The organism is Corynebacterium ammoniagenes DSM 20306 (assembly GCF_001941425.1).
In the GTDB taxonomy this organism is placed as follows: Bacteria; Actinomycetota; Actinomycetes; order Mycobacteriales; family Mycobacteriaceae; genus Corynebacterium; species Corynebacterium ammoniagenes.
Window position 1 is genome coordinate 2,125,295 of the sequence record NZ_CP009244.1, and the last position, 25,457, is coordinate 2,150,751.

Sequence of the window (25,457 nt, forward strand, 5' to 3'; positions counted from 1 at the left end):
TTCCCGAAGGAAAAGGGGGACAGTCTTTGAAATTGGTAGCGGGGGCAGGATTCGAACCTACGACCTCTGGGTTATGAGCCCAGCGAGCTACCGAGCTGCTCCACCCCGCGCCGATTGTCATCAACAATGCATGTCAATGGCACGGCACTAACCATATCAACAACAGCACCACAGACAAAATCCCGGGCAACGAACTTTCCCAATCAGCCTTTCGATCGGGACCCGTTGCCTTATGAAAGCAAAAATGGAGCCTGGTTCCCATGCCACTGACTCATGGGCCAGAGAGCAAACACGGTATGTAAAACGGAGTGCGATTGGGGCCCTTCTTCTGGGAGCCCAGCACTCGCAGATGATCGAAAAAGTAACCGCATCCGGTCAAAATGACTGAATGCGGTTACTTTGCAATTGGTAGCGGGGGCAGGATTCGAACCTACGACCTCTGGGTTATGAGCCCAGCGAGCTACCGAGCTGCTCCACCCCGCGACGATGAACCTAAAGTTCACTTGTGCTTTGCTTGAAGTTCAAGCGTTGGCGACTTGTTTAACTATACACATCAGCCTGCAAAGACCCAAATCACGCTATAAAAGCACTAGTGCGGGCCGCCCTTGAAGGGTGACCCGCACTTGGTGTGGCGGTTACATGAGACTACTGGTTGTAGCTCATGTAGCTGCTTGCAGGATTACTCTGCTGAGTTCTGCATGTCCTGGAACTGCTGAACAGCCTCGTCCAGTTCATCCAGTGCACGGCCGTACTCCGCGTGGGAGCCATCGCGTGCCTCTTCCAATCCAGTCAATGCTTCGTTGATGGCAGTCATTGCTGCATCAGCATTTTCTGGCAACGGTGCAGATGGCGTATCTTCCTGTGCTGGTGCTTCATCCTCGGAGGAATCATCAGCGCCGGCGTCGCCGCCATCATCAACGACCTCGATGTCCTGAGCCGCATCAGAGTCAATGCCTACCTGCTCCAGTGCAGCATCAACGGTTGGTGCATAACCGACACGACCCTTGTAGGACACAAGTACACGCAGCAGCTTCGGGAAGGCCGAGGCCTGATCCTTACGCTGTGAGTAAATCGGCTCCAAGTACAAAATCTCGCCGCCACCTACTGGCAGAGCCAGCAAGTTACCGTTATGCAGGTCGTTAGAACCGCGCCACAGCGTCATGTCTCGTGCAACCTGGTCCGAAGACATCATCGCGTCCTGCGCCTGCTTTGGACCCTGGGTTTGGGTATTCGTTGGCAGCACGCGAACGGTGATATCGCCATAGCTTTCTGGATCCGAGGATGCAGTCATGTGAGCAGACAAGAACTCACGCGAGAGACCACGGAAGGAAGAAATCAGCTGGAAGGTTGGCTCTCCAGTTTCTGGATCGGCAGCTACCACGTAGTACGGAGGCTGGTCCAGGTTTTCCTGGTCGGTGCCGGTTGGGTCTGCGGGGACAGACCAGAAGGCGTCGTTGTTAAAGAACACGTTTGGATCATCAACGTGGTAGCGCGCCAAGATGGAACGCTGCACCTTGAACATATCCTGCGGGTAGCGGAAGTGAGAACGCAGCTCATCGGAGATTTCCGACTCAGGCTTTACAACACCTGGGAAGACACCCTCCCAAGCCTTCAGCACTGGATCTTCCGGATCGAACTCGTAGACTTCCACCGTGCCGTCGTAGGCATCAACAGTTGCCTTGACGGAGTTGCGGATGTAGCCCACTTCGTCCGAGATGAGACGCTGCTGGGTACCTTGCGCATTCAAGGCATCGGCCGTAGCTTCCGTAAGGTTTTCGCTCTGTGCATACGGGAAGCTATCTAAGGTGGTGTAGCCATCTACGATCCACTTGATTCGACCGTCGACCACAGCTGGGTAGGTCTCAGAATCGGTGGTCAACCATGGAGCTACCTTTTCTACACGCTCGCGAGGGTCGCGATCGTAGAGAATGCGGGATTCCGAACCGACGCGGTCTGACAACAGCAGGTTCATTTCCTGGTAGCGCAGTGCATAAGCAACGCGGTCAAACATATTGCCAATGTCCACGCCACCCTTACCGTCATAGGTAAAGGTGGAGTTGTCGGTATCAAACTCCACTGGACCGTTGCCGGTATCGCCGACGATGGCGTAGTCCGCACTATCCTCAGCCGAAGCGGTTACTGGCCCGTAGTAGATACGAGGCTGCTCCACGTTGATTCCCAATTCGGATTCAGCATCGAGGGTTTCGCCTTCACCTTCAGCTTCTTCGCCGGCCTTGGTCTGCAAGTCGGAGACGTTAAAGACTGGGAAACCACCGCGAGTAGAGCCTGCATCTTGTGCAACCTCATCAACGCGGTTTGCCTGGGCTGCAACGAAGCCATTGCCGTGGGTATATACAGTGTGGCGGTTAATCCAGTTCTGCTGGTTTTCACGCAGAGCGTTCGGGTCAACCTCACGGGCGGCAACTACGAAGTCACGCAGTTCGCCGTCGACGATGTAGCGGTCCATCGACAAGGTGTCAGCAAAGCCATAGAAGTTACGCAGCTGCTGCATCTGGGTAAAGGTTGGAGACAAAATGTCTGGATCCAGAAGACGCAGGTTGGAAATCGTCGCTTCATCAGCTGCGACCTTCTCATCGGAGACGTCCTCGGCACCCCAATTGTCCACGTAGGTGACTTCTTCGTCGGTAAGGCCATAGGCGTAGCGGGTCGCTTCAATATTTCGTGAAATCGACTCCGCTTCCTTGGCTTGACGGTTTGGTTGGACAGAGAAACGCTCCATCAAGATTGGCCAAGCACCACCAATAACAATGCCGGATACCAACATCAGTACGACAGCTAGTGCGGGGATGCGCAGATCCTTCAGCACGATTGCCGCGAAGAACGCCACGGCAACAAAGACGCCGATGACCATCAAAATGATCTTTGCTGGCAGTTGCGCGTTCAAGTCGGTGTACGAGGCACCAGAGAACATGTCATTGGAGTTGTACAGCAACTCGTAGCGATCCAGCCAGTAGTCACCGACTTTCAGCAGCATCCAGATACCTGCGGTGACAGCCAACTGCACGCGCGCAGGCTTAGACAAAGAGCCCTTGACGCCGGCGGCTTGGTTGCCAATGCGGATTCCGCCCAAGACGTAGTGACCGACCAACGCAATAATCAACGCAACGATTGTCAGCATAGACAAGGACGAGACAATCATCTGCAGTACGGGAAGATCGAAGGCATAAAAGCCGTAGTCAAGGCCGAACTGGGGATCGGTTTCACCGAAATCCGTGCCGTTGATAAACAGCAACACGGTGCGCCAGGAGCCTTGCATCATAAAGCCCGTGATCAAGCCGATAATGACAGGCAAGACCTTCAGGAAGGTGCCGACAGATTTTTCAATGGCTTGGCGGTACTGATAGACCGGCGAGTTCAAATCTCCCAGGTCCATGTTATCTGGTCGACCACGCCATACGAAAAAGCCGGCGAGCCAGACAATGAGACCAGCGATTACCGCGGTCACGATGAAAAGTACTACTCGTGCAATGATTGCGGTGTTGAAAACCCCGCGGTAGTCAATTGCGCCAAACCACTTCCAGTCCGTATACACTCCAACGAACAATGGTCCGATGAAAAGTATTGCTGCGATGATACCGAGCACCCACGCCAATATGCGCGGCGGTCGTTTCATAGGGGCGGAGGGTTGGGCTGTATGTGAAACCAACGCCAGCTCCAATCAAATCGTATGCCAAAATTGTCTATTAGTTGGCCAATTTTACGGCCAGTACCATCTAGCTAACGAATGAGGTTGCTTATGAGTTCCCCAGGTTTTAATCAACAAGCATTAAACAAAGCGATGATGGAAGCCGTGGACTTCGTTCACGCGGAAGGTTGGGAGGCTCCCCCAACGCTTTTTGCCTTGGTTCCTACGGAATTGGTCGTCGACCAAATCGAGTTGGATGACTCCTCTGCCCCGCTGACCTTGGTTGTTCAGGACAATCTTCCAGACAATATTCTCCCTGGCTCAGAAGAGCTTGCCGAATATGTCTCTCGGATTGCGTGGCCACGTCAGGTCGAAGGTGCGGTCCTCGCACAAGAAATTGTGTTCAAAGATACTGCTGCGCCTGATGCCGAGCCACGTCCTGCCAGACTTTTTTCAGGCTGTTTGCGCGAAGAAGGCTTGGAATTGACTGTATTGCAGATTCGCCCAACGGAAGAAGAACTCGCTGAGGCGGGACCGTTTGCTGAAGATGATATTCAACTTCGCGGCGGCCCAGACGTCGCACCGGGTGTCGTCGCGGCATTACGCTATGGGTTGGAACAAGACCCAGATGAGTTGCTGTAGCCCATTCGTCTAGACTGTAAAAAGCAAAATTAACGCATTATATGAGGAGCAGGTTCCTGTGCTTAAATCCCGCAAGCCGCGCATCATTCAACTCACCGGCGCCGTCTTTTTGGCAGCCACTCTTGTTGCATGCGGCACTTCTGAAGAACCTGCTCCAGCTCCCGCTCCGGAGACCACGGAAGCTTCCCCATCGTCTGAGGTAGAAAGCTCGTCTGAAGAAACTTCTACTGAACAATCCTCCTCAGAAACGGAAACCAGCACCGAAAGTAAGTCCGCTGATCCATCCGAATCGGAGTCGGAAGAGCCGACGGAGACGACATCGACAAGCGCAAGTGGCTTTAGCGATGACATCGATGCTGCTTATGAAATCTTCAGCTCAATTGCACCACGCGAGCTCTTTGAAAAGTTTGACTCCTGTGACTCGGTGGGCGCGGATAATAACTACAACTGCTCCGGCCCTGAGGTCGGGCAGCTGCAATTTTCGGCTTCGTCGAACCGCGCAACACAAACCACGCAGGTGCTCACTGAGCTTCGCAGCTCCACGGTCTTAGAAGATAGCGGCGACCGCGTGGTTGGTTGGTCAACCTTGGGCAGCACCGCGGTGCTTACCGTTGTGGACAACAAAGACGGACTTGTCGTTCAGCAAATGCTGTCTACCGATCAAGAAGATCCGGAAGACCGCCTCATTGAGCTAGGCCTGTACGACCCCAAGAAATAGGCTTTGACGCCAGCCTGTGCTCCTACGGGGCGCAGGTGTTTACTTCCTTGCCATGGGCAAAATCGTCCATCGCTTGAACTGCGTCGTCGAGGTTGTTCACCGACGCGATGACCATATCGCCGGCATCGCGGCTGGTTGCTGCTTCACAATTGGCTGCTGGTGCTAAAAATAGCTCCGCGCCGGCTTCCTCAGCGGCATCAATTTTGTGTTCAATTCCGCCGATGGGTCCTACTGTGCCATCTTCGGCAATAGTGCCAGTACCGGCCACAAAATGACCGCCGGTGATATCTTCTTCGGTCAGCTTGTCGATGACAGCCAAAGAGAACATCATGCCGGCTGAAGGCCCGCCCACATCCTGCAGGTTATAGGTGACGTTCATGCCATCGCGTGGTGCCGAGGTCATGGTCACCCCGAGCAATGGAATCTTGGAGTCTTCCGGATGCTCACCCAAAGTCACGGTTTCCTCGCGCTTTTTGCCGTCGTTTTCTAAGGTCAACGTGACGGCATCGCCAGGCGATTTGGCGCGAATGATTTCTTGAACTTCTGCTGGTTCTGCCACGTCCTGGCCATCGACAGCTAAGACCACATCTTGTGGCTTGACCACGTCGACGGCAGCCGATTCTTCCATCACCCCAGCAACGACAACGTGGACTGGGATATCGAGGTAATCCATCGCCGTGACCGTAGCTGCTGCCTCCGACTGGACGAAGGCTTGCTCGTTGGCCTGCTGCATTTCCTCGGAGGACGTACCGGTCGGAATGACGGTTTCCAACGGGACGATGGTGTCATTAGTCGTTAGCCACCGGCCGATGGCCTGCGACAGTGACATATTGGTACGCACGGCCACCGTGGTCATATTCAACTGTCCCGAGGTGTCATAAGTCTCGGCACCCGAAATTTCTACGACGTCTTTTCCTTCAACATTGGACAAGGTATCCACGGTTGGTCCCGGCCCCTGGGCCGCATACGGCACGGTTAGAGAAATATCTGTGCCCGGAATATGGTCAATGCTCATTAACCCACCTAGGGCTACGATAGGCACTGCGCCCAAGGCCAAGGTGGTTAATCGACGGTTCGACGGTGTACTCACGCCAAAATACCCTACCCTTGTTCGCTGTCAGCGTAGCTATCACCATGGAGATATCGGACTCATACTGGGTACATTGGGAGTATGAGTAATGGATTCGGATTTTCATTCAACAGTGATGACGACGACGAAAACAATCGCAACAACCCATTTGGTTTTAACTTCGGCGGAACAGGTGGCGGCGGCTTAGGCGATATGCTTAATCAGTTCGGCGCGATGTTATCTGGCATGGGCAGCTCCATGAACTCCCCAGAGGGTTCAGGCCCCGTTAATTATGACATGGCCGAGCGCATCGCGCGCCAGCAATTAGGTTCGGAAAAGGCTATTAGCGCAGACGATACCCGCGCGGTCGAAGAGTCCGTGCGTTTAGCTGACCTGTGGCTGGATGAGCACACCACGCTGCCTACTGCTTCTGCTTCTACCGAAGCGTGGAATGCCCAGACCTGGCTGGAAAAGACCATGCCCATGTGGAAGCGCATGGTCTCCCCTGTCGCCCAGCACATGGCAGATGCGCAATTAGAGTCCATGCCCGAAGAGGCCCGTGAAATGATGGGCCCGATTGCCAATATGATGACGCAGATGTCTGGCATGAATTTTGGCATGCAGCTCGGTCACGCCTTAGGTGATTTAGCACGCCAGGCGCTCACCGGCTCTGATTTTGGGCTTCCCGTTGCACCAACCGGCGTTAATGCAATTTTGCCGCACAATATTCAGTCCATCGCCCGCGACTTGAAGGTGCCGAGCCAAGAGATCTTGGTTTATATCGCAGCGCGCGAAGCCGCACGCCAGCGTCTGTTTAAGCACGTGCCTTGGTTGGTTGAGCGCTTGGTATCTTCCGTCGAGGAATACGCCATTGGCCTGGAAATTGACACCTCACACTTAGAAGAGGCCACCCGCGAGCTCAACTTGGAATCTGGGGATCCACAGGCCATTCAGGATGCCATCGGCAAGCTGCAAGGCATGGACCTTAGCCCACGGATTTCCTCCCGCAATGCTGCGGCAGTCTCCCGCTTGGAAACCCTGCTGGCTCTGGTTGAAGGCTGGGTTGAATACGTGGTCAACGAAGCGCTGAGCACGCGCATTCCATCCACCCCTGCGATGGCACGCGCATGGCAAAACCGTCGTGACTCCGGCGGATCTGCAGAAAAGGCTTTCGCCAAGGTTGTCGGCATTGAATTTGGCGCCCCGAAGGTCGAAGCCGCCACCGAGCTGTGGCGCCGCTCGACTGTTGCTGTTGGCATCGATAAGCGTGACCACGTATGGGATCACCCAGACCTGCTGCCGTCCGCGGAGCACCTGGATAACCCAGCTGCCTTTATCGACGGCCTGCTCGATGACAACCCATCGGATGACTTTGATGCAGAGTTTGCCAAGCTGGAGGAAATGCTCCGCAATGGTGATTCCGGCGCAAGCGAAGATGCCGAGCTGGATAAGTCAGACAAGGACTCACAAAAAGAGACCGACGAATCTGACAACACTGAGAAGAAAGACGATGATTCAGGCGAGTCTGACTCCGATTCTGACGATAAGTAACAGTTAGTCTGCTTCTTCTGCATGACCAAAGCGCGCGAAGGCTTCCAAATAGCCTTTTGCGCGCTCTGCTTTTGGTGCCCTATCTGCCCACTGCCAAAATTCCTTCGGGTGACCGGGGATAAAGGTGTGGGTGAGCTCGTGAATGATGACCGAATCCAGCACATAGTCGGGTACCTTTTGCAGCCGGTCGGAGATACGAATATCTCCTGTGGCTAGGGACGTACTCCCCCAGCGAGTATTTTGATTGCTCACCCACCGAATTGATCCCAGCTTCGCCCGGTTTTCCAAGTACTTGGCGTTGAGTTGGTGAGCACGGGTGGCCAGTTGCTCATCGGAGGTGTGCTGGGTAGTGGTGCGTTTTGCTACCCGGGAGAGCATATCCGCGACAGCGTCGGCTTCTTCGCCTTTGCTCATCCAACCAGGAATTCTGACCTCTAAAACTCCGCCGTTCAGGCGCGCTGCCACGGTCCGCTTGCGTTTGGCAGAGCGGATAACTTTGACAGGCATTTCAGAGCTACTCGACATAAGAGCCAATATTATCCTGCGCTTTATTCTGCTTCGTGGCAGACTGAGCTTAAACGGGGGTAAGACATGGTTGATGTAGATATTAGCGAGCGCACACACTTTATTTTAAGCCCAGATATTGGCATTTTCTTACGCGATAGCACGCATATTCAATTCGGGTTGGATTCCACTCGCGCAGGAATTATTGAGTCACCGAATGCCGCTTTGCTTGTCGATGTTTTGCGCACCGCACAGCACGACCAGCCGCGCACGCAGTTTCAGTGGGAACGCACCTTTGCCGCAGCTGGCATGACGATGTTGGCGGCTCGCAGTCTCTTGCATGATTTAGTGGAATACCGAATCATGCGCGCACTGCACACCAGCCCGCGCATAGTGGTCTTGGGTGATTCCCCATTAGCGGCCAGCATTCGCCAAATGTGCTTTGCCCGCGGGCTGGGAGTGCGCTCCCCTCTGGATTGGGAATCTCTCCAGGTGTATTTATCCACCATGGAACCAGGCACGGTTGTACTTGCCATTGACCAATTGCACCAGGCCCCGGAAATAGCGGCCGCGCTGCATGCCCTGCCGGACGCGTGCTCGTGGATGCCGATTTCGATTGTCGATGCCCGCGGCTTCATCGGCCCGTTGCGCATCAAAGGCTCGGGGCCATGCCCGTTATGTTTTGAGCTGCATCGCGCGGCTTTTGATCCGCGCTGGGCCGTCATTACCCGCCAGTTGGCAACAACCACCATCGCTCCTGATGAACAAGTGCTCGCCGCAGTGACCGCACAGGCGGCTGTCATTATTGATTGGTTGGCGGGCCGGCCGCTTCCACCCGGCGCGCCCCATCGGCGGTTTTATGCCGGGGAGCTTTTTGATATTGATATCTACGGCAAGTCCCAACACCAACTGGTCGGCCCGCACCAGCAGTGCCCAGCGTGTTTTAATGCCTAGCTGCGCACACCGCGAATGACTTCAAGGACTTCATCACCATACTGCTCAATTTTGCGTGGGCCGACCCCGGAGATAGATAGCAGGCTATTTTTATCAGTCGGCAGGGCTTCCGAGATAGACAGCAGGGTTGCGTCAGTAAAGACTACGTAGGCGGGTTTGCCAATATCCTTCGATACCCGTGCCCGCCACTGGCGCAAGGCGGTAAAGACTTCCTCATCGGCCAAAGATTCGCAGGTCTCATGCCGGCCAAGTACTTTATCTGCCGGCGCATTGAGGTATCCATTGCACACCCGGCAGCGCTTCGGGCGCGAGACCCGGGAGCTATGCGCCGAGGAGTCCCCCAGTTCCGGAACCACGCCGTCCAAAAAGCGCGTGCGTTGACGCGATGCGCGAGAACCAGTAGTTTTCGCTAGCGCCCAGGAACACAGCAGGTGGATGCGAGCACGGGTGATGCCGACATAAAACAGGCGGCGTTCTTCTTCAATGGCTTCATCATCACCGCGGTCATCTTGGGCCTTAATCGCTTGATTAATCGGCAGCAGCTTTTCTGTCAGCCCTACCAAAAAGACCGCGTCCCATTCCAAGCCTTTCGCGGCGTGCAAGGTGGATAGCGTCACGCCTTCCATGGTGGGAGTCTGCTTATTGCTCGCGCGGCGCTGCAAGTCCACAATCACCCCGGGCAGGTCAATGCCTGGGTGGTCTCGCACGATAGTGGAGATCAGATCCACTAAGGCGCTCAAGGACTGCCAGCGCTCGCGTGCCTGTGCGCCCTCGGGTTCGGTAGCAGATAGCCCGATGTCCACGAACGCGGCCTTCGCAATCGCTACCGGGTCGTTCGGCAGATCGGTGCGGCGCGCAGCGCGGTGTAGCGAGCGGGTTGCCTCGAGGATTTCTTGTCGATGAAAAAAGCCATCCCCGCCGCGGACCTGATAGACAATGCCGGCATCTGCCAAAGCTTCTTCAAAGACTGCGGACTGGAAGTTCGTACGGTATAAAATCGCGATTTCACTCGCAGCGACACCTTGGTTGAGCAGGGTGAGGATTTCTCCGGCGACTTCCTTAGCTTCAATTTCTTCGGATTCATAGGCATGGAACTTCGGCACCGGGCCTGGCTCACGCATACCCTCCAAGCTCAAGCGCGTGCCAGCGGCGCGTCCCACTGCTTTATCAATCACCGTATTGGCAAGGTCTGTCACCTGCGGTGTCGAACGATAGTCTCGCTGCAGTTTGACCACGGTGGCGTTGTCATAGGTCTTAGAAAAATCCAGGAGGAAATCCGGCGATGCCCCAGTAAAGGAATAAATGGTCTGGTTGGCATCGCCCACCACGGTGAGATCATCGCGCTCGCCCAGCCACGCGTTGAGCACGCGTTGTTGCAAAGGGGTGACGTCCTGGTACTCATCAACGACAAAGGTGCGGTATTGCTGACGAAATTCTTCTGCTACCGCAGGGGCATTTTCTAGTGCTCCAGCCACGTGGATAAGCAGGTCATCAAAGTCCAACAACATGCCATCGGGCTGGGACTTAAATTCCTCATAGCGCTGATAGACCTTGGCCACTTTTAGTGGGTCTTTCGGCGCAATGCGGTCGTGTGCTTTGAGTGCTTCGACATAGCCATCAGCAGAAATCAACGAGGCCTTCGCCCACTCGATTTCACTTAAAATATCGCGCACGGTTTCCTTCGATGGATCCATGCCGACATTGCGGACCGCGCGAGAGACAATCGGGAATTTATTATCCACCAATCGCCACGGTAAATCCCCAGCTACCTGCGGCCAGAAATACCGCAACTGACGCAGCGCCGCTGCGTGGAAAGTACGGGCTTGCACGCCCGTCACCCCCATCGAAAGCAGGCGGTCGCGCATCTCCCCTGCTGCCTTGGAAGTAAAGGTTACGGCGAGCACGCGCTGCGGGGAGACAAAACCTTGATCGACCATGTGCGCGATCCGGTAGGTAATGGTGCGGGTTTTACCCGTTCCAGCACCCGCCAAAATACACACTGGGCCGCGCGGGGCGGTTGCAGCAACGCGCTGGTCATCGTCCAACGCCTCCAAATCTAACTCGAAGGAACTCACTGCGAATACCACTCCTTTAATAACTTATGCGCAATCGAACCACTGCCGGGGAGATTCACATCTTCTAACTCAGTCTTTCCCACCCACCGCACTTCAATCAATTCGCCATCACGCGGGCCAGGAAGTATCAAAGATTCATACGTGGCCACAGCACTAAACCCCACCATCAAAGAACCAGACAGCACCCAGGGCTGCGAGGCAACGTACGTGACGTCCACAACGTCAAAGCCTGTCTCTTCTTTAACCTCGCGTGCGGCGGCTTGCTCGAGGGATTCACCAATATCGACGTATCCTGCAATCAGTGAGAAAAAGTCCGGCCGCTTTTTATCCCGTCCCATTAAAATCGCGTCTTTTTCGGGATGATGCACGCGTGAGATCACAGCTGGGTCGACTCGTGGAAATAGCATGCCCCGGCGCTCTTCCGGCAAGCCCACCACGCCTGTGCCGGGAAACTCTAAACGCTGGCCGGTTACGGCATCAAAGCGGTTGAGATAGCGATATTTCATCATCCCAATCGCGCGGGTAATCAGCCGGTCATCTAAGAAATTCCGGGCGGAGGCTAATGTGCCCAAGCTCCGCGCCTGCTCTTCTGAAATTGCGCAAGCCCACAACTCCGGGTGTTTGTTGACCCGCACGGTCATGCTGTCGGCTGGAGCGTCTAGCAAGATGGGTTGGCCGGTGCTATCAACCGGCACCAGCCCTGTTTCCGTCACCGGAACAAACATCTATTCATCATCCATAATCTCAGCGGGATCTTCGGTGGTGTGCTTGATGTATAGCAAGCGATCACCGGGTTTAATGGCTGAGGCTCCGGCTGTATCCACGCGGATCAATTCCCCATTGCGCAGCACGGCCAGCACAATATCGACCAAGTGGCGTGGGTTTGAGCCCACCTCATATTCCCGTACAGCGCGTTCTGCAACGGAGAACCCCTCATTCGGTGACAGCAAGTCTTCCATCATCTCCACCACCGTCGGGGTTACGGTGGCAAGTCCCAGCAAGCGTCCTGCAGTTTCTGCCGAAGTCACCACGGAATCTGCTCCCGATTGCAAAAGCAAATGGCGGTTCGCGGACTCACGCACGGACGCCACAATCTTGGCCGACGGGGCCAGCTCACGCACGGCCAAGGTACACAGCACCGCGGTGTCATCCATGGACGGTGTGACCACGACGGCTTGCGCATGCGCCACGCCCGCAATCTTTAACACGTCCGCTTTGGTGCCGGAGCCAGAGACAGTGACCAGGCCATGGTGTTCCGCGTTGGCAAGCGCCGCGCGGTCTTGGTCAATGACCACGATTTGAGAAGGTGAGATGCCATCGGCAAGCAATGCGGCAACGGAGCCGGCACCCTTGGTGCCATAGCCGATAACAACGGTGTGGTTACGCAAAGTTTTTCTCCAACGTGTGATTTGGAATGTACGGCGTGCTTGATCTGTCAGCACCGACAAGGTCGCACCGACCAATAACACCAGGAAGGCCAGGCGCGCTGGGGTGATGACCAGCAAGTTAACCAGTCGCGCTTCTTGGGTCACCGGCACGATATCGCCGTAGCCCACCGTGGTTAAGGAAACGGCGGCATAATACGCCGCGTCAATGACCGTGAGGTCTTCGCTATAACCTTTGCGGTCGATAAAAACCACGGCCGTGACAAAGACTAAAAGCCCGAAAGCCCACATCAAGCGCATGGCTAATTTTCGCCACGGGCTCGCCATTAAATTGCGCGGCACCGTGATGACATCAATAAGCGCATGATCAGGCTGTGAGGACAGCTCTACTGCTGGCCGAAACGAGTCTACGATACGGTTTTTCATCCGTCTCACGCGTGCTGCCATTGCCTTACAACGCCTTCCTTTCTGCGTTCTAGAGGCCGTTAAGACTGATAAGCATATACCTACTTTGTAGTCACCGTAGACAATAGTCGCGCAAGTTCCTCCCCGTCGGGCAGATTACGAGGTTCAAAGGTGAAATTATCCGAAACATAGTGAAACCCCGCCCGAATGGGTTGGCCATCGGCGATAATTCTGCGCCAGCCTTCCCGGTAGATGGCCAACTGCAGCGCCGCATGTTCCATATCGCGGCCTTGTGGCGGCCGGCCGGTTTTCCAGTCCACCACAAACCAGGAACCATCTGGCTCCTTGAATACGGCATCCATGCGGCCGTTGAGAATCTGTCCACCAGAGTTGAACCGAAACGGTGTTTCCACCGCATACGGGCTGCGGTTGGCCCATTCGGATTCTAGGAATTTCTCCTTGAGCGCTTCCACATCAGCCACGGGCACTTCGCCGGTTCCTGGCAGCTCATCTTCTTCCAGCAAGGCCTCCATGCCAAAGCGTTCTTCCAACCACGAGTGGAAGGCCGTACCGCGCTTGGCATAAGAGTTGGGTTTAAAGGGCACGGGACGGCGGCGACGGCGGGCAAACTCATCCGGGTCAGTGGCCAAATTGACCACGTCGGAGGCAGTGAGCTCACTGGGCATCGGCACTTCTAACACCGGTGTTGTCAGCGCGCGGTGTTCTTCAATCAAGGCCGTGGCATCGCTTTCCCACAGGCCAAACTCCTCACCCGATTGCGCCTCGGGCAAATCCGCGCGAGCAGCTTCCACGAGTTTTGCACCACGCACCGCCGCGGGCGTGGGCTCGAGGAAAGGAAATACTCCCGATTCCAGGCCTTGGCCAGTCGCATCTTCCGGTTCTTCGTCGGGCACGGTCCACTCCACCACCAGGTCGGGGAATTTTTCGGCCAACATCTCCAGGTAGAGATAAGGTCCCTTCTTCGAACCATGTCCGGGCTTAAAGCTATTGGTGCCACCACCGGTTACCGTCAAGGACTTTTCCGTGCGCGTCATAGCCACATAAAACAAACGCGCGGATTCTTCGGCATTATCTGCCTTGTATTGCTGTTCCAAAGCCTTGGCCGCTTTGCCGTAATCGGTACGCGTGATGGGTTTAGGCTCACCATTTTTGTCATACTGTGGCTCAGGTTCAATCACGTCATCTTCATCAGGTACTTGCTCCACCTTGGTAATAAAGCTATTGGCTTTCGCGCCATAGGTCGTGGAATCAGCATGCAGGACGCAGACATGCTCCCATTCCAGACCCTTTGATTTGTGCACGGTCAACACCAAGACGCGGTCATCAACCGCTGGGACTTCTCCCGGGTCCAGGCCATTTTCATGCTCGCGCGCAAGGTCCAGGTAGTCCAGCAGCCCGCCCACGGTATCGCCTTGGTAGCTGGCAACAATATCGGCAAATTTATCCAAGTGGGTGGCACCACCGACGCTATCACGCGCCAGGACCTCGGTGCGCAGGTTGAAGGTAGTTTCAATATCCGCAAACAAGTCACTTAAGGATTTGCCCAAAGAATAACCACGCAGGTGGCGCAGCTTCGATGCAAGCTTTTCGATGCGCTCTCGCCCCTCATCGGTATACCGCTCCGCCTCGCCCATATCGGCCACCGCGTCGGCTAAGCCCAGTATTTGCTCGGGGCGCTTGGTCGTTGCATTGTCTACCTGTTGCTGCAGCTGTGCGCGCAGGTGGTCTAGCGGGTCATCACCTGGTGAATACACGATGCGCTCTTCCGCAGCACCGGTCATATTTTCCACGCGCTTATGCAAGGCGTTGATATCGGTCATGCCCAGCCCGCACAGTGGTCCAGCGAGGATGCGCAAGGCCGCGGCTGAGTCTTGGGGCCGCACCAACATGGTGGCAATAGCGACCATGTCTTGGATTTCGGGCTCCCACAGCAATCCGCCGAGCCCGACAATTTCATAGGGCACGCCATGGGCTTGTAAGTGTCGGCCGATTTCTGCCGCGTGCCGGTTGGTACGCACCAAAATAGCTGCGCTCAGACTTTTCTTTGTCGCACGTCCTGTGTCATCAATCTCGACTTGTTGGGATTGCTCGTAGATTTTCTTCATGTGCAACGCGACGAATTCGCGTTCTTGTTCCTGGGTTTCAAAATAGCCCAGCTGCACATCTCCCTCATCGGCGCCGGGCCGGGCACTGAGCCTGTCCACAGGCCGTGGATGTGCTCCGGCGAAGATATCGTCAGCGACGACATTGGCTAGCTCCAGCACGCGGGAGGGATTGCGCCAGGACACGGTCAATTGGTCCTGTGGCGCCGGGGTGTCATCTTCGAGTGGGAAGTCCCGGATAAACGCGTTGAGGTTTTCTGTCGTAGCTCCACGCCAGCCATAAATAGCCTGCATCGGATCACCGACGGCCGTGACGGACAACTCCGGATGCGGCGTACCGCCAAAAAGACTACGCAACAACACCCGCTGTGAGTGCGAGGTGTCCTGGTATTCATCCAGCATGACCACGCGGTAGCGCTGGCGCTGAATCGCTCCGATGCCCGGCTGTGCAGAGGCCACACGCGCTGCGAAAGTCATTTGCTCCCCGAAGCTGACCACACCAAGTTCGTGCTGTTGACGCTGCAGTTCTTCAACGAGCTCCAAATACTCCACGCGGATTTTTTGCACGTCCAAAATCTTTTGCAGATCTTTGGAAAATTCCGGCCCGCTTTTTCGTGCCTTCGGCAATTCCGTGGCATCGCTAAGCATGATGCGCGCGTGTTCTCGAATATCGTCCTGGCTCATGAGCACATTGCCCATATTGTCCGCCAACTTCAGCACGTTTTGCGCCACCGTGGCCACCGATGTCGTCGTGGTCATTTCGCCGGAATGGTTGCTGACAATCTCGTGCGCGATGGCAAAGCGCTCAGCATCAGTAATCAACCGCGCGCTGGGTTCTACCGGTAAGTACAGGCCATATTCACTGACCAATTCTCCGGCATATGCGTCATATGTCATCACCTTCGGTGCAATAGATTCCAACGCCTGCGCGACGTCGCTGCCGGGTGCGAACAGGCCGGTATCGCGCAACTGGATCAGCGAGTTTCGGATTCTTTGTTCCAGCTGCTGGGCGGCTTTGCGGGTAAAGGTTAGTCCCAGTACTTGCTCGGGGCGAACATAACCATTGGCCACCAACGACACCACACGCGAGGCCATGGTCTCTGTTTTGCCCGCGCCGGCGCCGGCGGTGACCAGCTTCGGTCCCAGGCCACCTTCAATAACCGTGGCTTGTTCTGCGGTGGGCGCGAATTTCTTTCCCACCGCCGCAGCGATATCTGCGGGAGAAAATTTAGGAGTTGACATCCGTGGTCACCTTTCCTTGCGCCTGCACCGGGCAAATTGAAATCAATGGGCAGCGTTCACACTCAGAACTAATCGTGGCAGTCACCCGCGGTCCTGCTAATTCATCCAATAATGGCGGCAATTTCTCCGCAAACTCCGCCAGTTCTGCATCTTCTTTTCGGGCTTGTTCCGCAGTAGCAATCTTGACGGTATCGGTTCCAGGAAAGACCAAGGTGGCGCCATCGCGTACTTCCCCGTCTTCACCGGAAACAACTTGGGTGCCCTGCTCATCCTGGCGCAAAGCACCGTGAGCTAAGACCAGCTGATACGCCAGCAATTGCGGATGCTGCGAGGTTTCCTCATCGGAGGGTTTATACGAACCCGTCTTCAAGTCAATCACGCGCAAGCCACCCTCTTCAGTGTCCGCGCCTTCTTCGGCACGAGCGCGTTCTAAGCGGTCGATATAGCCGCTGACCCGTACTCCGGGCTGGGTTTCGACGCTGACGCGCACCTCGACATCGACAAGCTCTAATGCGTCGCGAGTTTCTTGAATCCACTGGTAGGTTCGCTGCAACAGCCCTTCAAAATCCGCGCGCTCTTGCGGGCGCTTCCACGTCGGCGAGGTCTGAATCTGCTCGAATGCAGCCACAGTTTCCCGGCGCGCTAGCTCTTCGTCCGCCCCGCGGCCAATGGCTTCCATATATGCGTGCGCCAAATTACCGCGGACCATGTGGTACTTGTCGCTGTTATTATCCGCGGCATCACTCAACATCGCATTCAGCGGACATTTCAACAATGCCTCAATGCGCGACGGGCTCAGGCGCGGGTTGGTAGTAAGAACGCGTTCCTCGGCGACTGTTTGCGTAGCCCACCACTGCGAGGGATCCGCGCCAGGGACGCCTTCTTCTGCCAAACGCGCCAGCTGGCGGGCAGCTTGGGCGCGCGCACTTTCCGTAGCCTCGGGATCGCCGACGACCGTGCGCATCTGTGCGATAAACGCGGAAACAGACAACACGGAGACCTGCAAAGGGTCGATTTCTTTATCAACTTCATGTGCTTCAGGCGTTGCTGGTGGTTCCAAGCCCATCTCACGTGCTAGAAGCTGCTTGCGGAAGGCTTCTTGCCGCTCGAGTCGCTGCAATAGCTCAGGCAGGTTGCGGTGATGGCCCGGCCGGTTTGCAAATTCATCGATAAAGCGTGATGGCTCCGCGACCTCATCACCGTCCGGGTTATCCACTGCTACCAACAACATGCGCGCGGTATGACGCGTGGTCGCTACATGGAAAAGGCGGCGTTCTTCGTGCAGGCGGTCGGAGATACTGTTAACCGGAATGCTGGGGTCAATGCCGCGATCTACTAAGTCAATAAGTTCTTCCTGCGCGAAGATAGTGCCCGTCTCCCCGAGTGCTGGCCACTGGCTTTCTTGGGCACCTACTACTGCCACAGAATCGAACTCACGGCCCACCGCACCGTGCGCGGTTAAGATGCTCACGGCATCCGGCACAGCCGTGCGCCGATCGCGAACGCCAGTGGGCAGGACTTGTTCGGTGATGTGGTCGATAAAGGCTGCAAGATCGGCGCCGGGGCGACGTTCGGAGTAGTCACCGGCGGCATCGAAAAGCGCCATCATGGCGTCCAGGTCCCGATCTGCTTGAGACCCCGTGGCGCCACCGCGCAGGGAAGAATTACGCAAGCGATTAGCCAGGTCAGTCTTGGCCCAAATGGCCCAGAGGACTTCCTCCGGCGAGCCGTACTTCTGCAGTACTTCACGCCCGGCAGACAAAATGCCGATGATGCGCTCTAAGGTGCTCTTTTCATATTTATTTAATACCTCGAGCAAAGAGTCCTCAATGACTTCGTGCTCAAGGATGTCCCGGAGCATATCCATGCCGCGTGCCTCAGGGTTCCAGCGGCGCAGCGCGCGAATCAACCGGCGCAAGCCGACGGGGTCTGCGCCACCAATCGGACCGGTAAGAAGTTCTTCGAGCTCCTTATTCGGCAGAGGGTTTTCCAACGCGCGCACAGCCAACAAAGTGGCAGCGACGAGGCGCTGTTCCGACAGCACCACGTCGGTGGGGTTGATGTGCACCGGTACGCCGGCCGCGAGCAGGGTGCGGCGCACAGGGCCTAAATCACCGGACGAGCGAACGATGCAGGCGATGTCTTTCCAGGCCACCCCATCATCGAGGTGGCGTCGGCGAATAAAGTCCGCCAGCACATCACGCTGCGTGCGCTCGGAATCAACGATGCTCACGCATGCTGGTTCCGGGGTGCGCAGTGGTGCAGGCAATTCGATGCGGTGCTGCGCGGGGAAGGTATCCAGAAAATCCGTTGTTGCACCACGGAAGGCGAAGACCGCTTGGTTGGGATCGCCGCCGATGACCACAAGTTTGGCAGTGTCCGCTAGACGGCGAATTAATTCACCAGAAGTCGGATCAAGCAATTGTGCTTCATCGACGATAATCGTCTCCCACTGATGCGATTGCGTCAGATGTTCGCGCAATAACACTTGGGTAACCAGCTCAGCAGCGGAATAAGAATGCATGCCCGATAGCGCCATGACTTGCTCATATTCGCGCAGGAAGTGCCCAGCGGCAGTCCACATGGGTTGGGAGTATTGCTTGCCTAATGCAATCAGAGAGTCCGGCGTTTGCTGCCTTTCGATGGCGCGCAGCAAAAAGTCACGCAGCTGGCGGGCAAACCCCACATAGCCCAGCGCGGGGCGAATATCAGCGGGCCACTGCCCTGCGTTATTGTCCACGTGTCCTTGGAGTAATTCGCGAATCACGGCGTCTTGCTCAGCGCCGGTGATCAGACGAATTTCTTCGTCACTATCAAGGCGCAACAGCGCAAAAGCCAGCGAGTGCACGGAGCGGACAATCGCGGATTCCGAGACAAATTCTTGGCCATTGGCCACGGCTAATCGTGTTGTAATATCCTCGCGCAAGCGTGCGCCGGATTCCTTGGATGATGAGACGACCAAGATGCTGTCGGGGTCTTGGCCTTGCTCAATGTGGTGCAGGACCGTATCGGCTAAAAAGCTGGTGAGACCCGAACCGGCGGGCCCGGTGACCACATAAGAGCCCGCGTCAGGAAAAGGAATATCCCAGGTACGCGGGGTGACATCATCATCACGCGGGATTAGCCGCGTGGCAAGATCCGTAGGGTGCTCAAGACTCATGCCTCCATTGTCGCATTGACACGGGACAACAGATACTCCTCAACCCTTTCAATGTGCGAACGGGTGTACGACTTGGATTCTGGGTGCAGATTATTAACGTGGCGTCGATAAGCAACCGCGCGCAAAAGCAGCTGGTCGATGCTCGGAACGTGAGCAAAACGGTCACAGATGCCATCGTCACAGGCGCCAGCGATCAGACCATCGACAATGACCAACGCCGCTGAATAGCCCTTGGGTCGTGGTGCGGCGGTGGGGATGGCATCGACTATGGTCGGCGGCTTCGAGCCCGAGTAAATCGTGGTGCCCAGCAAATCGGCATGGCCAATGACGGTCGGGCGGTTTTCTGGAAGTGCGTGATAGCCCTCGCCGGTTTCTTCCCAAGCAATGGCTTCGGCGCGAGTAAAGACATCCTCGCGCTGCGGCAGGGACTCGTCATGGTCGAGCATGACTTCATCCCAGCGCAAGGCCAGCGCCGCGGTTTCATCGACACGCCTGCTCAGCTCACCGGGCATATGATGGTTAGCTTTCCACCCGCCCACGACAAAGCGGCCATCAGTAGAGCGCATCGGCCGCACCACGCGTGCCCCGGGGATCTCTAACTTCAAGCGCAGCTTCGCTGACCATGCTGCGATGTCTGTGGCGCGGGCGAAAACGACATCGGCCATGCGCCAACCGTAATCCCACGCCGATGACATTTTTTCGGGCTGGCTGATGCTGGCATTAAAGGCGCTTAAGACCTGTTCAGAAGGCTGTGGGGATGCCATGTGTGGCACAGGATTTCCTCCCTAGCGTGCTTGTGGATAAGGCCACGGGTTGGCATTGCAGGTGACATCGTCATCTGGGTACACCTCATCCGGGGACATCTCATGAAGTTTAGCGTTATTCAAAGACAAGGTTTGCTGCATCATCACTGGTGCAAGTTCCTTATCCCCGCCGCAGGCCTGGTGGTCGGCATAGCCAATGGCATGGCCGAATTCGTGATTAATCAAATACTGGCGGTAGTTGCCCAGATCGCCTTCAAAAGGAATGGCACCGCGAACCCAGCGTGCTTCATTCAGCAACACGGTGGATTCCCCCGTGATGCGGGTATGGCACGAGGTTTCCATTTCTAGCTCTGCGCCACACAACTCCGCGGCGGTCGAAAGCGAGGTGAGCTGAATGCGGGTATCTGGATCGGCGTCCGCGGGCACGTGCACGAATTTATAGCGTTCATCATCCGTCCAGCCACGGGGGTCTGCCAAGGTGGCATCAACCATGGTGGCAAAAGCGGTATCGCCGCCATACGGGGTGGTATCAATGCCGTTTTCAATTTCCACGGAATAACGGACAACAATCTCTTTGCCTTCACCGACGTCTTGGCCAGGTGTGCCAACGGGGCGGAATGTGCCATCGCCGCCATCGGAATAAGCTCCCCCGGCTGGAAGGGCATCGGTCACGGCAGCTACTGCGGCGCTGACTTCTGCTGGGTCAGGGCCCGTTTGTTCGCCCTCTTCGCCCGCTGCGTGCGGTCGCGAGGTTTGTACCGGGGCGTTGTCTTGCGGTTGCTGCGAGTTCGCTGCTGGTTTGGCGACCACGATATCTACTAAGACCCAGATGGTAAGCACCGCCAAAATGGGGATGGCGACAACGCGCCACCACCCAAATTCCTCGGCGAAATGCACTACCTTTTTGACAAAAGGGTTGGCTTCTAGACGCTTGGGTGCGTGGTCAGAACTAGGCCTAGAAGAATTCATGTGCCTTAGGTTACCGGCCTTTTATACTCCGGCGAAACCAACCTGGTGTTGGCTAGAGCTTCCCAGCTCTACGTACACGACGCGGTCCGTGCGTACGATGAATTTCTTGCCCTTTTCATCCTCGATTTCCAGCTGCGTATTATTCGCCAAAGCATCATTAACTTGCTTCAGGTAGGCGTCTTGTTCACCCGCGACGCGAATGACGAGCTCACGAGAGGTATCGGCAAAACCAAACTTAATATCCATGAAATATTCTCCTAACTTTTTCACTTACTAGCCCCACTATAACCCCGACGGTTAGTATCTAGGTGTGTCAGTAAACAACACGACTTCGCCGACCTTCGCGGCCATGGGTGTTGCAGCAGAGATCTGCGACGCACTCGCGGCCCGCGGCATTACGCATACTTTTGCCATCCAAGAACTTACTTTGCCGATTGCGCTCAACGGCACCGATCTCATCGGGCAAGCACGCACCGGCATGGGTAAAACCTACGGGTTCGGAGTGCCGTTATTAGACCGGGTTTTTGATGCCGCCGATGTCCCTGAGCTGGACGGATCCCCGCGCGCACTGGTGGTGGTTCCAACTCGTGAACTCGCCGTGCAAGTAGCCAATGATTTGTCTATCGCCGCGGCGCAGATCCCGGTCCGTATCGCCACGATTTTAGGCGGTCGCGATTTTGAGGCGCAGCAGGAAGCTTTGCGCGCCGGAGTCGATGTTGTCGTGGGCACCCCAGGGCGCATACTTGATCTCTATCAGCGCAAAAATCTCCGCCTCGACAAGGTCTCTGTCTTAGTTTTGGATGAGGCCGACGAGATGTTGGACTTAGGATTTTTGCCCGATGTGGAAAAGATTTTGGCGGCTTTGAAGGACTCCCCGCATCAAACGATGTTGTTTTCTGCAACCATGCCGGGCGCCATTGTGCGCCTTGCCCGAACTTTTATGAATCGTCCGGTTCATATTCGCGCTGATGCGGAATCCTCTGCCCCCACGCATGCATCGACCCAGCAAATCATTTTCCAGGCACACCGCATGGACAAACTGCCAGTGCTATCACGTATTTTGCAGGTTCCAGAGCGTGGGCGCACCCTAGTCTTTACCCGCACCAAGCGCACCGCGGCACAAGTCGCACAAGACTTAGCTGACCTGGGGTTCACCGTCGGTGCCGTGCACGGCGATTTAAACCAACAAGCGCGCGAACAAGCCCTGGCCGGTTTCCGCGATGGAACAGTGCCCATCCTGGTAGCAACAGATGTTGCCTCCCGCGGTATTGACGTTGAAGACGTCACCCACGTGATTAATTATCAGGTCCCGGATGATGCCATGACCTATGTTCACCGCATCGGCCGCACCGGTCGCGCGGGCCATTCCGGAACGGCCATTACATTGGTTGGCTACGATGAGCTGTTGAAATGGCAGGGCATTAACTCCGAATTAGGCCTTGAGCAGCCCGAACCACCGCAGTGGTTTAGTACCTCGCCGGAATTCATCGACAAGCTAGGCGTCCCAGCTGATGCTGAAGATTCCGTGGGGCCAAAGCGCAAGGTTGCGGGAAGCGGTGGGCGCCGCCGATGAACGCCCCGATCCTGCGCCGCACCAAATCTGATTGGCTTGCGGTTGGTGTCATCACGGCTATTGCCGCCGTCGCGGTGGGAATAAGCGTTACCACCTCTGATATTTCGCATGCGTCCTTGCAGCAGGCCAATCCCCCAGGTGCTGAGCATCAAGCGGAGTTTTTGGACGCTGCGCCGGAGAGTGTGACCGAAGCTTTTCGGGGCCCCAATGCCGGGGTTCCGGGGGTGTATAAACCTGTGGTGAGCCAGGGTTTAGTCATTAGCAATGATGACCATGCCGTAACCGCGACTAATCCGGATGGCTCCACCGCGTGGACATATAGCCGTGACAACGTGGAGATTTGTTCCCTGGCAACCGCTTGGGACCGCGTGGTTGTATCCTTCCGCAACGGTCGGGGCTGCGGTGATGTTGTCTCCATTGAAGCTGCTACCGGTGAATATGCTGATACCCGCAGCGCGAATAATTCCGACAAGGTACTTGCCCTATCGTCCAATGACCGCGTGGGCACCGTGTCTTCCGAACGCGTGGAATTATGGCGCTCTGACCTGGTGCGCACCGTGGAATACGGCGATGTCGAAGCCAAGCAAGAACCTGACCTGCAACCGCATGAAGACTGTACGATCAATTCGGCGCTAACGCGCACTGAGTTGCTGGTTGTTTCTGAATCCTGCCCTTCGGCAGAAGATATGGACTTCCTGCGATTTCAGAGCACCACGCCGGAAGATTCCCGTGAGCCCGAAGTTGCCCAGGACGTCCCCATCGACGGTGACGGAATTCGGCTCGTTGCCGTCGGCCAATCGGCTGCCGCAGTTTATGTGCCGGGGGAACGCCCGACCCTTATCTCCTATGACGACAAGGGCAATGAAACCTCGCGCACTGATGTCGCGCCTTCGCGGGCTATCCGTGACTCCGCGTCGCCTTTCGCACCGGCCACAGCAGATTTGCCGCACCACATGACGTGGTTTGATGGTGAGCGCCTGTATTTGTTTACCCCCACAGCGTTGCGCGTTGCCCACGTGTTTGAGCAAGCCATTGGCACCGGAGTATCTGCAGGTGACAGGGCGTTAGTACCCACCCGTGAGGGCATTGATGTCATCAACTGGACCACCGGTGACGTCGAACGCCAGATCCCCGTAGATCGCCAAGGCTATGACGGCGAGGTGTATCTCGCAGTGGCCGATGGCAATATCATCGAAGCCCGCGAGGGAGAATTAGTCGCGCTCGCTAGTAATTAAGCGCGAACCACTCGCCGGAGCTTTTCACGACGAAAATCAGAAAGAGCGTCAATACGGCCGAGGCCAGGGTGACGATTCCTAGCAGGATGGAGCCACCGGACATCATCTGAAAAGAGCTCGCGGCCAAAATAAACTGCACCAAGACAATTGCGCCGCGGCCCCAGCGCTTTCCGCGCAGCATTGCCCAGGATGACGCAATGACGAAGCCAAAGATGATGAAGATAAAGATGGCCGTGCCTGTACCGACATGCGATGCAGTGCTTGTCGATGTCACCATCGAGTCATTTTCCGCGCCCATCAAATCGCGCACCATCAAAAATAGGCCAAAGCCGATGGCCACTATGGACTGCAGCGTGGCAAGAATCGCCGCGTAGCGGATGGACGGCGGAGGCGTTGGTCCGGGTTTCACTTGTTTTACATTCTTTTGGCTCACGCGGCACATCATACTTTGGAAGCATGCGCGGTGGTTAACCAACAGGCACACCTTCCCCACCTGCGATTTGACGTGCGGTGCGGTAGCGCACTCAAGCACGGAAAGAAGAAGTTGCTGGTTATCACGAAAGGCGACGCAGTAAGTCAAGCCTAAATCGCTTAATATTCTTAAGTCACCAGCAGCGATAACCGTTAAGTTGATCACAATTTGACCTTTAGCCCTAGCCAACGGTAGGGAAACGTGCGATTATTTCGAAGTAGCAAAAACAACGAACTGTTTAATCAGTTCTTAACTCCGAGAAAGCTTGGGGTTAACGCTAAGTAAACAATCCGGCGCAGCGACGCGAACGGGCCATGAGCCTGATTCCCACTGACTCGCCACTACTTGGCACACACCACGTACACATCTTTTGCGTTGCTTTACGCGACGCTTGAAATCGCTGTCTTTTAAAACTTGTTAGGAGAATAAACCATGGATTGGCGCCACGAAGCAGTATGCCGAGATGAAGACCCAGAACTGTTCTTCCCTGTAGGAAATTCCGGCCCTGCACTTACCCAGATCGCAAAAGCAAAGCTTGTTTGCAACCGTTGCCCTGTTGCAACCCAGTGCCTGAAGTGGGCCCTGGAATCCGGCCAGGACGCTGGCGTATGGGGCGGACTGTCCGAGGAAGAGCGTCGCGCACTCAAGCGTCGTCGCAATCGCGGCCGCGGTCGCACCCGCGTTTCCGCCTAAGGCTAACGCACCCCGATTTACGCTCCGGCGTTCTTTGCCGCTAAAGTTAACAGAAGTTCATTTACCTTCAATAAAAGGAGTACGCGATGAGCAAGCGTGGTCGTAAGCGTAAGGATCGCCGTAAGAAGTCCGCTAACCGCGGCAAGCGTCCTAACTCATAAGACAAGCACCAAAGGCCCCGTCATTAATTTGATGGGGTCTTTTGGCTTTTGTGGATAACTTCGCCACTTCGGTGACGCGTCAGCGTAGTTATCCACAGGGCGGAAAGCATTTGCTT

20 protein-coding genes and 2 tRNA genes are annotated in these 25,457 nt (G+C 56.0%); 8 read left to right on the plus strand and 14 right to left on the minus strand.

What is annotated here, in order from left to right; genetic code table 11:
- Window positions 1-33: 33 nt before the first annotated feature.
- From CAMM_RS09750 to CAMM_RS09760, 3 genes are all read right to left on the minus strand, one after another.
- A tRNA-Met gene (locus CAMM_RS09750) sits at window positions 34-110 on the minus strand.
- 296 nt (window positions 111-406) lie between these two features.
- A tRNA-Met gene (locus tag CAMM_RS09755) sits at window positions 407-483 on the minus strand.
- A gap of 196 nt (window positions 484-679) precedes the next feature.
- The gene (locus CAMM_RS09760) at window positions 680-3,634 is read right to left on the minus strand and encodes a UPF0182 family protein (protein WP_003847434.1); all 2,955 of its coding nucleotides are present in this window, start codon (window positions 3,632-3,634) and stop codon (window positions 680-682) included.
- Window positions 3,635-3,757: 123 nt separating this feature from the next.
- Between CAMM_RS09760 and CAMM_RS09765 the strand changes: the two genes are divergently transcribed.
- The gene (locus CAMM_RS09765; RefSeq protein WP_040355419.1) at window positions 3,758-4,288 is read left to right on the plus strand and encodes a PPA1309 family protein; all 531 of its coding nucleotides are present in this window, start codon (window positions 3,758-3,760) and stop codon (window positions 4,286-4,288) included.
- Between the two features lie 58 nt (window positions 4,289-4,346).
- On the plus strand, window positions 4,347-5,006 hold the full coding sequence (locus tag CAMM_RS09770; RefSeq protein ID WP_003847428.1) for a hypothetical protein: 660 nt from the start codon (window positions 4,347-4,349) through the stop codon (window positions 5,004-5,006).
- A 22-nt stretch (window positions 5,007-5,028) separates the two neighbouring features.
- Here CAMM_RS09770 and CAMM_RS09775 read toward each other — a convergent pair whose 3' ends face one another.
- Window positions 5,029-6,096 carry a YlbL family protein gene (locus CAMM_RS09775; RefSeq protein WP_040355417.1) on the minus strand — a complete coding sequence of 356 codons (1,068 nt, stop codon included), beginning with the start codon at window positions 6,094-6,096 and terminating at the stop codon, window positions 5,029-5,031.
- A gap of 81 nt (window positions 6,097-6,177) precedes the next feature.
- On the opposite strand from CAMM_RS09775, the gene CAMM_RS09780 reads away from it, so the two are divergent.
- Window positions 6,178-7,626 carry a zinc-dependent metalloprotease gene (locus CAMM_RS09780; protein WP_003847424.1) on the plus strand — a complete coding sequence of 483 codons (1,449 nt, stop codon included), beginning with the start codon at window positions 6,178-6,180 and terminating at the stop codon, window positions 7,624-7,626.
- A 3-nt stretch (window positions 7,627-7,629) separates the two neighbouring features.
- Here CAMM_RS09780 and CAMM_RS09785 read toward each other — a convergent pair whose 3' ends face one another.
- Window positions 7,630-8,151: a M48 family metallopeptidase gene (locus CAMM_RS09785; protein WP_040355415.1), complete on the minus strand. Its 522-nt coding sequence runs from the start codon at window positions 8,149-8,151 to the stop codon at window positions 7,630-7,632.
- A 66-nt stretch (window positions 8,152-8,217) separates the two neighbouring features.
- Here CAMM_RS09785 and CAMM_RS09790 point away from each other — a divergent pair, with 66 nt between their 5' ends.
- Window positions 8,218-9,084 carry a TOMM precursor leader peptide-binding protein gene (locus tag CAMM_RS09790; RefSeq protein WP_003847420.1) on the plus strand — a complete coding sequence of 289 codons (867 nt, stop codon included), beginning with the start codon at window positions 8,218-8,220 and terminating at the stop codon, window positions 9,082-9,084.
- Here the strand turns inward: CAMM_RS09790 and CAMM_RS09795 are convergent.
- The 8 genes from CAMM_RS09795 to CAMM_RS09830 are packed head-to-tail and all read right to left on the minus strand — an operon-like array spanning window position 9,081 to window position 21,453.
- Window positions 9,081-11,159, minus strand: a complete 2,079-nt coding sequence (locus CAMM_RS09795; RefSeq protein WP_003847418.1) for an ATP-dependent DNA helicase UvrD2 — start codon at window positions 11,157-11,159, stop codon at window positions 9,081-9,083. The two genes, CAMM_RS09790 and CAMM_RS09795, sit on opposite strands and share 4 nt — an antisense overlap.
- Window positions 11,156-11,884, minus strand: a complete 729-nt coding sequence (locus tag CAMM_RS09800) for an NAD(+) diphosphatase (protein ID WP_003847416.1) — start codon at window positions 11,882-11,884, stop codon at window positions 11,156-11,158. Before CAMM_RS09800 ends, CAMM_RS09795 begins: the two co-directional genes overlap by 4 nt.
- Window positions 11,885-12,991, minus strand: a complete 1,107-nt coding sequence (locus CAMM_RS09805; RefSeq protein WP_050759858.1) for a potassium channel family protein — start codon at window positions 12,989-12,991, stop codon at window positions 11,885-11,887.
- 59 nt (window positions 12,992-13,050) lie between these two features.
- The gene (locus tag CAMM_RS09810) at window positions 13,051-16,314 is read right to left on the minus strand and encodes an ATP-dependent helicase (protein ID WP_003847413.1); all 3,264 of its coding nucleotides are present in this window, start codon (window positions 16,312-16,314) and stop codon (window positions 13,051-13,053) included.
- Complete coding sequence (locus CAMM_RS09815) at window positions 16,301-19,474, minus strand: ATP-dependent DNA helicase (RefSeq protein WP_003847412.1); 3,174 nt, start codon at window positions 19,472-19,474, stop codon at window positions 16,301-16,303. The genes CAMM_RS09810 and CAMM_RS09815 overlap by 14 nt, the downstream gene beginning before the upstream one ends.
- Window positions 19,471-20,238, minus strand: a complete 768-nt coding sequence (locus CAMM_RS09820) for a hypothetical protein (protein WP_003847411.1) — start codon at window positions 20,236-20,238, stop codon at window positions 19,471-19,473. Before CAMM_RS09820 ends, CAMM_RS09815 begins: the two co-directional genes overlap by 4 nt.
- Before the next feature lie 21 nt (window positions 20,239-20,259).
- On the minus strand, window positions 20,260-21,207 hold the full coding sequence (locus CAMM_RS09825) for a DUF3152 domain-containing protein (protein WP_003847409.1): 948 nt from the start codon (window positions 21,205-21,207) through the stop codon (window positions 20,260-20,262).
- A gap of 21 nt (window positions 21,208-21,228) precedes the next feature.
- Entirely contained in the window at window positions 21,229-21,453 is a 225-nt protein-coding gene (locus CAMM_RS09830; RefSeq protein WP_003847408.1) for a DUF3107 domain-containing protein, read from the minus strand.
- Between the two features lie 103 nt (window positions 21,454-21,556).
- On the opposite strand from CAMM_RS09830, the gene CAMM_RS09835 reads away from it, so the two are divergent.
- Both CAMM_RS09835 and CAMM_RS09840 read left to right on the plus strand, forming a co-directional pair.
- The gene (locus tag CAMM_RS09835) at window positions 21,557-22,780 is read left to right on the plus strand and encodes a DEAD/DEAH box helicase (protein ID WP_003847407.1); all 1,224 of its coding nucleotides are present in this window, start codon (window positions 21,557-21,559) and stop codon (window positions 22,778-22,780) included.
- Window positions 22,777-24,015: an Rv3212 family protein gene (locus CAMM_RS09840; protein WP_003847405.1), complete on the plus strand. Its 1,239-nt coding sequence runs from the start codon at window positions 22,777-22,779 to the stop codon at window positions 24,013-24,015. Before CAMM_RS09835 ends, CAMM_RS09840 begins: the two co-directional genes overlap by 4 nt.
- Here CAMM_RS09840 and CAMM_RS09845 read toward each other — a convergent pair.
- Window positions 24,005-24,448, minus strand: a complete 444-nt coding sequence (locus CAMM_RS09845; protein WP_171974894.1) for a hypothetical protein — start codon at window positions 24,446-24,448, stop codon at window positions 24,005-24,007. The genes CAMM_RS09840 and CAMM_RS09845 overlap by 11 nt on opposite strands.
- Before the next feature lie 471 nt (window positions 24,449-24,919).
- Between CAMM_RS09845 and CAMM_RS09850 the strand changes: the two genes are divergently transcribed.
- A complete protein-coding gene (locus CAMM_RS09850; RefSeq protein ID WP_003847401.1) occupies window positions 24,920-25,180 on the plus strand; it encodes a WhiB family transcriptional regulator in 261 nt (86 codons plus the stop codon).
- Window positions 25,181-25,266: 86 nt separating this feature from the next.
- Window positions 25,267-25,341 (plus strand): 50S ribosomal protein bL37, encoded by a 75-nt coding sequence (locus CAMM_RS13240; protein WP_095066802.1) that lies wholly within the window; start codon window positions 25,267-25,269, stop codon window positions 25,339-25,341.
- The last annotated feature ends 116 nt before the right edge of the window (window positions 25,342-25,457 follow it).

What these genes read in the sequence shown, in the direction of transcription:
- CAMM_RS09805 (WP_050759858.1), bottom strand. Translation starts at nt 12,991, where the DNA reads ATGGCAGCACGCGTGAGACGGATGAAAAACCGTATCGTAGACTCGTTT.
- CAMM_RS09765 (WP_040355419.1), top strand. Translation starts at nt 3,758, where the DNA reads ATGAGTTCCCCAGGTTTTAATCAACAAGCATTAAACAAAGCGATGATG.
- CAMM_RS09790 (WP_003847420.1), top strand. Translation starts at nt 8,218, where the DNA reads ATGGTTGATGTAGATATTAGCGAGCGCACACACTTTATTTTAAGCCCA.
- CAMM_RS09760 (WP_003847434.1), bottom strand. Translation starts at nt 3,634, where the DNA reads ATGAAACGACCGCCGCGCATATTGGCGTGGGTGCTCGGTATCATCGCA.
- CAMM_RS09815 (WP_003847412.1), bottom strand. Translation starts at nt 19,474, where the DNA reads ATGAGTCTTGAGCACCCTACGGATCTTGCCACGCGGCTAATCCCGCGT.
- CAMM_RS09820 (WP_003847411.1), bottom strand. Translation starts at nt 20,238, where the DNA reads ATGGCATCCCCACAGCCTTCTGAACAGGTCTTAAGCGCCTTTAATGCC.
- CAMM_RS09780 (WP_003847424.1), top strand. Translation starts at nt 6,178, where the DNA reads ATGAGTAATGGATTCGGATTTTCATTCAACAGTGATGACGACGACGAA.
- CAMM_RS09825 (WP_003847409.1), bottom strand. Translation starts at nt 21,207, where the DNA reads ATGAATTCTTCTAGGCCTAGTTCTGACCACGCACCCAAGCGTCTAGAA.
- CAMM_RS09785 (WP_040355415.1), bottom strand. Translation starts at nt 8,151, where the DNA reads ATGTCGAGTAGCTCTGAAATGCCTGTCAAAGTTATCCGCTCTGCCAAA.
- CAMM_RS09850 (WP_003847401.1), top strand. Translation starts at nt 24,920, where the DNA reads ATGGATTGGCGCCACGAAGCAGTATGCCGAGATGAAGACCCAGAACTG.
- CAMM_RS09835 (WP_003847407.1), top strand. Translation starts at nt 21,557, where the DNA reads ATGGGTGTTGCAGCAGAGATCTGCGACGCACTCGCGGCCCGCGGCATT.
- CAMM_RS09840 (WP_003847405.1), top strand. Translation starts at nt 22,777, where the DNA reads ATGAACGCCCCGATCCTGCGCCGCACCAAATCTGATTGGCTTGCGGTT.
- CAMM_RS09830 (WP_003847408.1), bottom strand. Translation starts at nt 21,453, where the DNA reads ATGGATATTAAGTTTGGTTTTGCCGATACCTCTCGTGAGCTCGTCATT.
- CAMM_RS09800 (WP_003847416.1), bottom strand. Translation starts at nt 11,884, where the DNA reads ATGTTTGTTCCGGTGACGGAAACAGGGCTGGTGCCGGTTGATAGCACC.
- CAMM_RS09810 (WP_003847413.1), bottom strand. Translation starts at nt 16,314, where the DNA reads ATGTCAACTCCTAAATTTTCTCCCGCAGATATCGCTGCGGCGGTGGGA.